This window comes from Candidatus Woesearchaeota archaeon (assembly GCA_018675335.1).
In the GTDB taxonomy this organism is placed as follows: domain Archaea; phylum Nanobdellota; class Nanobdellia; order Woesearchaeales; family UBA11576; genus JABJCP01.
The window spans coordinates 122,348-133,886 of sequence record JABGYH010000007.1; the positions used below are offsets into that span (position 1 = coordinate 122,348).

Sequence of the window (11,539 nt, forward strand, 5' to 3'; positions counted from 1 at the left end):
AAAATAAAATCAACCATAATAATAAAAATAATAATAAAAATAATAATAATTATAAAAATACGCAAGACCCATAGTTAATACTTAGCTCTTTTACCAAGTTCCACTTCTATTTGCATGAGCCTATTGTATTTTGCTAAACGTTCTCCCCTACAAGGCGCTCCAGATTTGATTTGACCCGAACCCAAACCCACAACTAAATCCGAAATAAATGTACTAGTAGTCTCACCACTACGATGACTAACCATCACATTCCAATCATTTTTCAACGCCAACTTTGCAGCAGCTAATGCTTCTGTTACGGTCCCAATTTGATTCACCTTTAACAAAAGTGCATTGCATAAATTCCTGTCAAGTGCAAGTTTAACACGATCAACACTCGTAACTAACAAATCATCACCAACAATTTGAACTTTTTTTCTCTTAAGAACTTTATTTTGTCGCAACATAGAAAAGCCAGAAAAATCATCTTGATCAAAAGGATCTTCAATAGATACAATAGGATATTTTTTAACTAACTCTTCATAAAAATCAACAAATTTGTTTTTCGAAAATCGTTTTCCATCAACTTTGTAATAACCTTTATGAAAAAACTCAGACGCTGCCGCATCCATTGCAATCTTAATTTTTTTAGAATAACCTAAATCATCAATTGCAGTCACCAGTAAATTTAATGCTTGTTCAACACAATCAATTCTTGGAGCAAACCCTCCTTCATCACCAACATTAGTGGAATCCTTGCCATACTTATGACCAATAACTCTTTTTAATTCGTGATATGTTTCGGCACCAATACGAACACTATCCGCAAAATTCTTCCCTTTAGGCGCAATCATAAATTCTTGAAACGCCAATTTATTTTCTGCGTGCTTCCCACCATTTAAAACATTGAAAAATGGAGTTGGCAAGCGATTTTTAGTACCAATAATCGAATATAACTTTTTATTTTTGACAATGGAACAAAGACGATATGATGCCAAACTAACTCCTAAAATTGCATTCGCACCAAGTCGAGATTTGTTTTTAGTTCCATCCAAATCCACTAATGCGCGATCTATTTTTTTAGGTTCACGAACATCAAAACCTTTTAATTTACGATTTATAATTGTATTAACATTATTAACTGCTTTTAAAACTCCTTTACCACCGTACCGTTTGCCACCATCTCTTAGTTCCCACGCTTCATGAATCCCTGTTGATGCACCACTTGGTACTTCTTCTGTTGCAGAGTGAGTTTTTGTAAATACTGTAACTTCAACTGTAGGATTACCTCTAGAATCAAGAATTTCTCTAGCAAAAATCTTTCTTATGAAAAAATCGTCTTTTGCAGCCCTAACAGAAATAAATTTTGTAGCCAAGTTACACCTCAATTTTTGAAAATAATATTTTTACAAACCCATTTATGACCTAATCGCCAACAAATTAGATCTGATTATTAAAAATATAATATAATAGATGAAAATAGTTATTTATAAACTTTATGTAGCACTAGCGAGTAAACTATCTGGTTAATATTAAAAATAACGAATTGATAGTACCCCAAATTGATTAAATTAAATCAGTAATTGATTCAATACTTAATTATTGAATCAGTGCATTAACCAATATAACTAGTTTCTTTAGTTAGTCTTTGAGTAATTTTTTTCAAACTACTTTTAGATACTTTACTTGCATCACCTGGTTCTTGTGATAATTCTTTTTCTAATTCGGCAATTTCCTTATCAAGCTTTTTGATACTAATGCCTAAATTAAGTTTTTTATCTAAGATCTTAATTATTTCTCTTGCTCCACCCACACCTAAATAAGCAGGATGACCAAGAGTTTCTGCAAGTAAACAAATACCAGGAACATCTTGTCTTTCTGCAAGACCAATTAACAATCCACTCACACCAATAATTGGGCCCACAACACCAAATATATTATGATTAATTTTAATGCCTTTTTGAAACGAAGTCATAAAATCAGAATTATTAGCAGTACAATAAACTTGAGGTTTCTTAGGTGCTTGACCCAAACCAATACCTCCCAAAGTAATTATTTCAGATCCCCCAACTTTTTTAAACAAACTTAGAACTGAATCGCAAAAAGCATAACAACTCCTGCCATCAGTTGGTTGAAGATCTCCAGTTATGATTATTAAATCTCGTTTATCGCAAGACTTAATTTTTTTTACTTTTTTTTCCGATTTAGAATTTTTAGTTAGTTTAGCTTTATCTTTTCCATTACCATTAAATTTTTTGTAATAAACTTCAATAAGTGGAAGTTCAACACGATTATGCTCATTAATAAAAACAGAATTTGGCAAATCATACGAAAAAATCTCAAAAACTTTTTTAGCCTTAATTTGTTCAATAATAAAATCTACAGCAATTTTACCAACATTACCAATTCCAGGCATTCCTTCCACTAAAACAGGATTGTTAAGTTTAGGTATTTTGTTTGTTTGCGGGATAAATTTCCAATCAGTCAATTTAAGGTACCTCACCAAATATTATTTTAAATCATTATTTTAACGCATTATCTTAACACATTATCTTAAATCAGCAATTCAAAACATCATTTCAAATCAACAGTTCAAAACATCAGTTCAAAGTATAATTACAAATAAATCATATTAGCAATTATTCATTAATTATAGACGACCATCATTTTCAAGAAGTTCTTTTCTCGCCTTACGACGATAACTACCATAAGGATCTTCAGGACTAAATTTAGCAGGAGCAGGATTAACTGTTTTCGCATTACAAGAAGGGCAATCAGCCTCCATAGAATAAACATCACAACTTTTGCACTTAAGTATATGTCTCGCCATTTTTAGAATGTAAGTATCTTCTTCCTTATATTTTTTACTTTTGAAATTTGAAAAAAAAGGTTTTATTTCGAAAAAAATAAATTTTCATCGAATAATTAATGAATTAATATGTGAATAAATATTATCAACTGACTGAATTTTATTAAATTAATAAGATGTTAAGACTTTTGCTCAATTCGCTTGAATTCAGCATAACCATCAACTTTTTCAATTCCCTCAATCACATATTCTGTAACCGCTTTTAATTTTTTCTCAACACTTTTGTAATCAGTATCTGAAACTTCTAAAATATATGCGCCACCGCCCTTATATTTAATCATTGAATCTTTTGCTTTTTTCAAAGATTCAGTAAGAACTTTTTTAATTGTTTCAATACCATCTGGAGTGAAAAGTTTAATTTTGAATTCTCCTGATGCAAATTTAATAGAAGGTTTAATTCTTTGTTTAATTGTAACGCCAAGTAACTTCATAATATTTTCAGGAAGTTTATAATCATCCAGTGCAGAGTCATCAGAAATATAATCTTCAAAACACGGATAAATATTATCATAATCATTTAAAATCTTATCACAAAGAGTTTTGTAAATATCTTTAACATTTAGCTTTAACTCTCCTGCAACAAACTCAATAATTTTTTCAGCCTTTTGTTCTTGCTTAATCTCGTCGACTTTCGCACGTCTTTGAGTTTCAGTAACTCTCCTTAAACTTAAATCAACATGACCTCGTTCTTTATCAGTTTTAAGAACTTTACAAATAACTTTTTTACCCTCTTTAACATAATCGTGAATATTTCTAATTCTACCAGGAGATACTTCCCCAATGTGAATCATACCACTTTTACCACCAAAATCATCAATGGTTACAAAAACACAATGCGGATAAATTTTAGTAACATTACAAAGAAGAATTTCCCCATCCTCTGGCAAGCCAGTTTTTTGTCTTAACATTTTTATTAAACACTCAAATCAGCAATATATACAATTAACACAACAATTAAAAAAAAATGTGTAAAAAAACTATAAAAATTATTAAACGTATTAAAAGAGCAGAATTACTCAAGAACCTCAAGGATTCTTGCCTTAACTTTGGACTTTCCACCAGTACTTTCAGCCAAAGGCTTATCACAAACTAAACATTTAACGGTAGATGCAGTTTTTCCAAACATAATCTGTTCATTCTTACATTTAGGACATCGAACTTTTATAAATCTTGATGATGGATCTTTAACTCTCATTTTATTTCCTCAACTATTTCAACTCAACTCGTTTAGCACGAATTCCTTTTTTCTGACAATGACTTTTTTTACACTCTTTACATTCATATCTAAAATCAGTTTTTTTAGAAACTTTCTTTCCAGTCATTTTGAATGCGCTAATAGCAGGCTTACTACCATACTTACCAAGATTACCAGCACCTTTTCCGAAACCAGTTCTCTTCTTAGCATTAATACCTAGAGGTTTTGCACTACCAGGACTTCTTCTTTTAGCTTGAGTCACTTTATGCTCTGTATGTTTCTTACACTTAGGACAGAGCCTTTTGATTAATTTTGGTTTTTTCATAATTAACACCGAATTTATTAATGAATATGAGTACGAATTATATTTATAAAGCGCATTTGTTCTGATTTAGGGGTCATTTATAAATATTTTGGTTTAACCACCACAGCGCCCGAAAACATTGAAAACTGGGTTTAAGAAGGTTTTAAATTCAGACCTTAAGTTTTAAAGTTTTACTGCTTGTTCTTTACTTATTAACACTTGCGCAAGTTCTGAGGGGAGCTCAACTTCATCACCCTCATTAAAAGGCCCGTAAATCTCTAGATCTGGACCTACAACCTCCTCAACTTGCTTAGTTATTTTAAGCTTGAATGGCGAGTTTAATTGATCTTTTTGTATCCCCTTATCTTTAGTTTCCATAACAGGAATTGATGATTCTGATTGGGATACTCGCTTTACTGAGTTAGATTCAGATAAAAATTCTAAATCATCCTCAATCTCACTTGGAAGTTTTACCTCTAAAATTCCCACAGGAGTTCTAAAATTAACAAGATTAAACAAAATATCAGACCTGTGCTGAGACAAAGTTGAAAAAATATTATCAAAAAAATCCTTCTCAACACCCAACATATTAGTGGCATTAATAATACTTGAGCCAGTTTTAGCTTTCATAACTGCCATCATAAGAATTTTTTTCTCCCTATGATCATAAATATCCTTTAAAATTTTCCGTAAATTTTCGAGTTGAATTCTAGCTTTATCTTTTTCTCCTTGTGCAAAAAGATTTTTCTGATCTTCCTCTTTATCAAAAATGGCACGTTTATCCTTTAAATAAGCTAAAACCTGCCCATAAAACTCAGGATCCAATTTCTGAAGCTCATCTTTTGTTTTTTCTACTCTAAGTATATCAAAAAGACTCTCGTAAGTAATAATTACGTCTTTATCTGCCATTTGTTAAAAACACCCCAAAACATTAACTAATTTGAAACTTTATTTAGTTTTGTATTATTGGCAACTAGAATTATTTCAATTAAATAAATACTCAACTTGAATTACCAGATAAACAATCCAGAATCACCAAATAAACACTCCAAAATAACCAAATAAACAAGCCACAATCATCAAATAACTAAATCCACACCAAATTTTAAACAAACTGAATTACTACAATTACAACATAAACAAAATTGAATCAGTCTGATTTAATTTATAACTTCATTTAAATAACACTTAAATAGAGATTGTGATTTTATTTTTGTAACAATAAATAAAAATATTTTGTAATAAATACCTCAAAATATTTAGATATAATGTTTAGCAATAATAACTAATGATAAAATGGCAATATTAGAATTTGAAGATATGAGTTTTGAAAAATTTGAGAATCAAATTAGAATTGTTTTTCTTAAAAATTATGAATGCTTCATCCCAATAGATGAACTAACGAAAATAGGCGAGTTTGAAATTTTTCCAAATAAAATAGAACTGAAAAATATTAATGAAAATATTGCTGAGAGAAAATTTAATAACTTACTTACTCGCGCATTTCAAAATTTAACAAACACAATAACTAAGAAAAAAACAATTTATGTTCACAAACAAAGTAAAATACCCTTGAAAGGCACAATTTATTTTGGAGTTGTTGACCGAGGAAGTGATATGTTAGATGTGAGACCACTTACTGGCTGTAATCTTAATTGCGTATTTTGCTCAGTTGATGAAGGCATAAGCTCAAAAAAAACAACTGATTATGTAGTGGAAAAAGATTATTTAATACAAGAACTTAAAGAATTAATAAAATTTAAACAAAAACAAACAGAAGAAAATATCCCATACTCAGTATTTATCAATCCCCTCGGAGAACCATTACTTTATCCGAAACTAGTTGAACTAATTGCAGATATTAAAAAAATAAACGGAATTAAATTAATTTCAATTATGACTAATGCAGAATTATTAACTCCCAAAAAAGCAGATGAATTAATTAATTCAGGACTCAATCAATTAAATATTTCAATACATTCATTGGATCCTGAAAAAGGGAAAAAAATAATGGGAACAAATAATTACTCCACTGAAAAAATTAAAAAAACTATTTTATACATAAGAGAAAAATACCCTTTAGTGAAAATCATACTCGCACCAGTTTTTATGAAAAAATCAAATGAAGAAGACATAAAACAAATAATTAAATTTGGACAAGATAATGGTTGCGACACAGGAATTCAAAATTTCTTACGATACAAAACAGGCAGAAATATGCTTAAAACAAAAGAAGTTAAATTCATTAAATTCTTTGAGATGTTAAAACAATGGGAAACTGAATTTAAAATAGAACTTATAAAAAATTATAAATTAACCAAAACACCCCAATATGATCGAGCGTTCAAAAAAGGGGAAATTGTTAAAGCTGAAATTATTGCTCCGGGAAGATTGCCTGGCGAAGTTCTTGCAAAAGCCAACAATGTTTTAATAACTGTAACTGATGTTAAAAATAATTCAGGATTTCTAAAAGTAAAAATTGTCAGAATTAAAGATGGACTTTATTTAGGAATTCATGCGTAAATAATTCTTGCAGATTTAACCTAATCAAATATAAATTTTAGAAAATAAAAAAAAAGTAAAAAAAATATTGAAAAAAATTTAGTCTTATGGACAGTTTACAACACGTACAAATGTACCATCTGGTGTGTTAATTGCAACTCTATTTTCTCCAGAAATAACACCCATGTCAAGACCAACACAAATTGTTGATTCTCCAGGTGTTAAAACTTCAGAACTACATTCAGGAGTTACATCAGATAAACCACGATTCATAATACCTACATTTGGTTTTGCATCAGCAGTTTTTGTTAAAACCCAATCTTTCTCACCAGTATTAACTAATTCGAAACTGATTTTATCTGCATCACAAACAACATCAGAAAATTCTGCGCTTTCAACAGTAACATCCATTGCTAGACCTTTATCTTCTTTTTCTGCCATTACTTCGTCAGAAATTTCTTCACCTTCTCCTTCTGGAAGAGTTGGTTTTTGTTCTACAACTTCAACAGGTTCTGCTACCACAACTGGTTCTGGCACTACAACAGGTTCAGGAGCCACAGGTTCAGGTGCTACAGGAGCTTCCTCAACAGGTGTTTCTTTTGAACCACAACCAAAAACAAAAAGTAGAGCTACTGCCAAAATTGCAATTGCTAATAATACTTTTTTCATTTTTTAATACCTCAATAATAGGTTATATTATTTAATCACCAATTTTATGATTTAATAACCAATTTTGAATAATCTAATAACCACTTTTTAAATAAATCGCAGCATAATCATACACGCCGATTTAAAAGCCAATAAACGCATGTGAGTTTATAAAACTTTGCAAATATATTTAAGAACCTATATTTAACAGAATATAATAAAACTGGACTTGAAGTGATAAAAATATTCAATCCCCTTAAATCACCAAAATTATTCAAATAAACTCTGCTAAATATAACTATATTTTGCGTATTTCATCACAAATTATAGACTGCGAAGGATATTTGGTTGACGGATCATTATTTTCCCCAGATATTTTTCCTCTCACTTCAATAAAATCACCTTTATTTAAATCAAATGAGTTTGGTTTGAAAGCAACTAAATTAAAGGAATTAGTTGATTCTAAGGTAATAAACAAAGTAGAATTTGTTTTAGTCTTAGATATTTTTGTGACTATTCCTGTTAATTTCACAGAAGATTCATCTAATAAATTACAAGACTGCGCAATATCTATTGAAATTTCAGAAATATTCTTAGAAGGAATAATTGAAAAAAGGTTGGTTAACGCAAATAATATAATAATCCCAAAAATTGAACATACCAAAGCTATTTTAATCAACGTCTTTTCTTTCACTTGAAAATCACCCGAATACTTAATTGATTTACGAGTTTTTATCGTTTCAGTTGAAAAAGCTGGAAAAGTTATTAAATAACCCGAAATTAATTCAAACAAACAAAATTAAATTTTTAAATAATCAAACAAACGATAAACAAAATTGAATAATAAAAATCAAAATGCGAGTAAAAAAATGAGTAAAAAACTTCCTAAATTCAAAAGCAATGCATTTTTAGCACCAATGGCGGGGGTTACCGATGTAGCATTTAGAACACTTTGTAGAAAAATGGGTTGTGGTCTTGCCGTAACTGAAATGATTTCTGCAAATGCACTTTCACGCATGAACAAGACAACCATGCAAATGATAGATACGCAAAAAGAAGAAACGCCACGATGCATCCAATTATTTGGACAAAATGTTGAAACACTAGTTAAATCTGCAAAATATTGTGAAGATAAATGTGAAATAATTGATTTGAATTTTGGGTGTCCTGCAAGTAAAATAATAAAACAAGGCGCAGGAAGTGCACTTATGGAACGACCTGCTAAAGTTTTAGAAATTGTAAAAGCAGTAAGCAAATCTGTTAATATTCCCGTAAGTTGTAAAATAAGAAGCGGAATAAGTACCCGAAAAATAAATTGCATAGAAATTGCCAAAGCGTGCGAAGAAGGCGGCGCTCAAATGATTATTGTTCATCCCAGAACACAAAAACAAGGATATAGTGGAAGATCAAATTGGGAGTTAATCAAAAAAGTTAAAGATGAAGTTAATTCAGATATTGTCGTTGTTGGAAACGGAGATGTTGCAACACTTTCCGATTATGAACTAATGAAAAAAGAAACAAACTGTGATCATGTTATGATTGGAAGGGGAGCCATGGGCAATCCATTCATATTTAGCAAAATAAAATTAAAAAAAGGATTTGAAGTTAGTTCAAAATTAAAATATGATGCATTCACAAAATATGTCACTTTAGCAAATAAATTCGGCATAGGAATTAATTCAATAAAATTACACGCACAATCATTTACTAAAGGCGAAAAAAAATCAGGAAGAGTGCGACTTGCCATAAGCAAATCACAAAAAATAGAAAAAATAGAAAAACTCATGGAAGAATTTTTTGATGAATAAGATAACAATAATAATGCCCATAATAATGAGAAGAATCATAATTCATCGTGTTAATATTTAATAGCGAAAACCTTTAAATAGTATAATAATAAAATCATATATTAATATAATTTTTGAATTACAATTTGAATAATTAAATTATAAGAAAAATGGTCTCAAAAACAACTAAAAAAACTATCAATGCAAAAAAAACTGCTAAAAAAGAATCTAAATCTAACACCAAAATTGATTCTAAAAAGACTACTAAAACAGTCGCAGCTAAAAAAAATCCTAATTCAATTAATCCTAAATTAACACCAAAAGCAAAATTTGCAAAATTTAAAGATACTTCAGAGATTACTGTATCAAAAAGTCTTGTTCATCAAGTTATAGGACAAGAAAATGCAGTAGAAATTGTAAAAAAAGCATCAAAACAAAGAAGACATGTTTTTCTTATTGGTGAACCTGGAACTGGAAAAAGTATGTTAGGTTTAGCACTCGCAGAACTTCTTCCAAAAGAAAAATTAGTAGACATTGTTGCATTCCCAAACCCGAATGATGAAAATTCACCATTAATTCGAACAGTTCCAGCAGGAGAAGGAAGAACACTTGTTGCAAAAAATAGATTACAATCAAATAACATATTCAAAAATCAAAATATACTCATGTTCGCATTACTTATTGTTGCAATGATTGCGCCTTGGTGGGCAAGATCCCATTACAACTCAGACATAATGTTTGCAGCATTTTTCTTAGGATCAATGATATTTTTAGCAGCATTTGTTTTATTTATGAATTTAGGCAAAAAAATGCCTGGAAAAAACCAATCACCAAAAGTAATTGTTGATAATTTTGGAAAAAACCAAGCAGCATTTTTTGATGCAACTGGAAGTCATGCAGGTGCACTTCTTGGAGATGTATTACACGACCCATTTCAATCAGGAGGACTTGGAACTCCCGCTCATGAAAGAGTAGTTGCAGGAATGATACATAAAGCAAACAAAGGAGTTTTATTTGTTGACGAAGTTGCAATACTACAACCACACACACAACAAGAATTATTATCCGCATTACAAGAAAGAAAATTTTCAATTACTGGACAAAGTGAACGAAGTGCTGGCGCCATGGTTAGAACAGAACCCGTTCCTTGTGATTTTGTACTTGTTGCTGCAGGAAATTTAGAAACTGTAAAACACATGCACCCGGCATTAAGATCTAGAATTCGAGGATATGGTTACGAAGTATATATGAAAGAAACAATGCATGACACTGAACAAAATAGGTGGAAACTTGCAGTATTTATTTCACAAGAAGTTAACAAAGATACCAAAATACCTCACTTTAGTAAAGAAGCAGTAATGGAAATAATTGAAGAAGCAAGACGAAGAGCTAATAGAAAAAATCATTTAACTGTAAGACTTCGAGAACTAGGTGGACTAGTAAGAGCTGCAGGAGATTTAGCTAGCGAAGAAGGTGCAAAACTAGTTGAGAAAATACATGTTACTAATGCAAAAAAAGTTGCGAGAACGCTCGAACATCAAATTGCTGATAAATATATTGAACACAAAAAAGAATATGAAGTAATAAGAACTCATGGAACTCGAATTGGCCGCGTAAATGGACTTGCAGTAATTGGTGCAGGATCAACACACAGCGGAATTATTTCCCCACTAGAATCTCAAGTTACACCAGGCGGAAAACAAAAAGAGTTTATTGCAACTGGAAAACTTGGAGAAATTGCAAAAGAATCAGTAATTAATGTAAGCGCAATTGTTAAAAAATATTTCGGAGATGATTTACTCGAGAAATATGATGTATATGTTCAATTTTTACAAACCTATGAAGGAGTGGAAGGAGATAGCGCAAGTATTGCAATTGCCACATCAATTGTTTCTGCACTTAAACAAATTCCAATCAAACAAACAGTTGCAATGACCGGAAGTCTTTCTGTACGTGGAGAAGTATTACCTATTGGAGGTGTTAGTAGCAAAGTAGATGCTGCAATTGATGCAGGAATTAAAACAGTAATTGTTCCTAAATCAAACTTAAAAGATATTGTTGTAGATCCAGAAAAGTTAAAGAAAATTAACTTAATTCCTGTTGAAACAATCAGCCAAGTATTACAACAAGCACTTGATTGGAAAGGACATGAAAGTTTGTTAAAGAAAGTTAAGAAAATGAATGGTTGTGATTAAAAATTTTTTATTAATATTTTTATTATTTTTATTTCTTAAATTTTATTAATTTATTAAAAA

General features: G+C 30.4%; 11 protein-coding genes and 1 pseudogene. 3 read left to right on the plus strand and 9 right to left on the minus strand.

Translation table 11 applies throughout. The annotated features are described in order from the left end of the window. Positions 1-74: 74 nt before the first annotated feature. From eno to HN587_04925, 7 genes are all read right to left on the minus strand, one after another. Positions 75-1,340 (minus strand): phosphopyruvate hydratase, encoded by a 1,266-nt coding sequence (gene eno / locus HN587_04895; protein MBT7903174.1) that lies wholly within the window; start codon positions 1,338-1,340, stop codon positions 75-77. 254 nt (positions 1,341-1,594) lie between these two features. After that, a complete protein-coding gene (locus tag HN587_04900) occupies positions 1,595-2,467 on the minus strand; it encodes a hypothetical protein (GenBank protein MBT7903175.1) in 873 nt (290 codons plus the stop codon). Positions 2,468-2,629: 162 nt separating this feature from the next. Continuing rightward, positions 2,630-2,809, minus strand: a complete 180-nt coding sequence (locus tag HN587_04905; GenBank protein ID MBT7903176.1) for an RNA-protein complex protein Nop10 — start codon at positions 2,807-2,809, stop codon at positions 2,630-2,632. Between the two features lie 158 nt (positions 2,810-2,967). Next, a complete protein-coding gene (locus tag HN587_04910; protein MBT7903177.1) occupies positions 2,968-3,756 on the minus strand; it encodes a S1 RNA-binding domain-containing protein in 789 nt (262 codons plus the stop codon). A 104-nt stretch (positions 3,757-3,860) separates the two neighbouring features. Then, positions 3,861-4,043 carry a 30S ribosomal protein S27e gene (locus HN587_04915; protein MBT7903178.1) on the minus strand — a complete coding sequence of 61 codons (183 nt, stop codon included), beginning with the start codon at positions 4,041-4,043 and terminating at the stop codon, positions 3,861-3,863. Between the two features lie 13 nt (positions 4,044-4,056). Further along, positions 4,057-4,368 (minus strand): hypothetical protein, encoded by a 312-nt coding sequence (locus tag HN587_04920; protein ID MBT7903179.1) that lies wholly within the window; start codon positions 4,366-4,368, stop codon positions 4,057-4,059. Positions 4,369-4,530: 162 nt separating this feature from the next. After that, positions 4,531-5,256, minus strand: coding sequence for a hypothetical protein (locus HN587_04925; protein MBT7903180.1), 726 nt, complete (start codon positions 5,254-5,256; stop codon positions 4,531-4,533). A gap of 387 nt (positions 5,257-5,643) precedes the next feature. Between HN587_04925 and HN587_04930 the strand changes: the two genes are divergently transcribed. Then, positions 5,644-6,870: a radical SAM protein gene (locus HN587_04930; GenBank protein MBT7903181.1), complete on the plus strand. Its 1,227-nt coding sequence runs from the start codon at positions 5,644-5,646 to the stop codon at positions 6,868-6,870. Between the two features lie 477 nt (positions 6,871-7,347). Here the strand turns inward: HN587_04930 and HN587_04935 are convergent. Both HN587_04935 and HN587_04940 read right to left on the minus strand, forming a co-directional pair. Next, positions 7,348-7,449: pseudogene (locus HN587_04935) on the minus strand (lectin). Between the two features lie 346 nt (positions 7,450-7,795). Next, on the minus strand, positions 7,796-8,191 hold the full coding sequence (locus HN587_04940) for a hypothetical protein (protein MBT7903182.1): 396 nt from the start codon (positions 8,189-8,191) through the stop codon (positions 7,796-7,798). Between the two features lie 142 nt (positions 8,192-8,333). On the opposite strand from HN587_04940, the gene dusB reads away from it, so the two are divergent. Beyond that, a complete protein-coding gene (gene dusB, locus HN587_04945) occupies positions 8,334-9,305 on the plus strand; it encodes a tRNA dihydrouridine synthase DusB (protein MBT7903183.1) in 972 nt (323 codons plus the stop codon). A 224-nt stretch (positions 9,306-9,529) separates the two neighbouring features. After that, positions 9,530-11,479, plus strand: coding sequence for an ATP-dependent protease LonB (gene lonB / locus HN587_04950; GenBank protein ID MBT7903184.1), 1,950 nt, complete (start codon positions 9,530-9,532; stop codon positions 11,477-11,479). The last annotated feature ends 60 nt before the right edge of the window (positions 11,480-11,539 follow it).

Coding starts and splice junctions, on each gene's coding strand:
- HN587_04910 (MBT7903177.1), bottom strand. CDS start 3,756: ATGTTAAGACAAAAAACTGGCTTGCCAGAGGATGGGGAAATTCTTCTT.
- HN587_04920 (MBT7903179.1), bottom strand. CDS start 4,368: ATGAAAAAACCAAAATTAATCAAAAGGCTCTGTCCTAAGTGTAAGAAA.
- HN587_04925 (MBT7903180.1), bottom strand. CDS start 5,256: ATGGCAGATAAAGACGTAATTATTACTTACGAGAGTCTTTTTGATATA.
- HN587_04930 (MBT7903181.1), top strand. CDS start 5,644: ATGGCAATATTAGAATTTGAAGATATGAGTTTTGAAAAATTTGAGAAT.
- HN587_04915 (MBT7903178.1), bottom strand. CDS start 4,043: ATGAGAGTTAAAGATCCATCATCAAGATTTATAAAAGTTCGATGTCCT.
- HN587_04905 (MBT7903176.1), bottom strand. CDS start 2,809: ATGGCGAGACATATACTTAAGTGCAAAAGTTGTGATGTTTATTCTATG.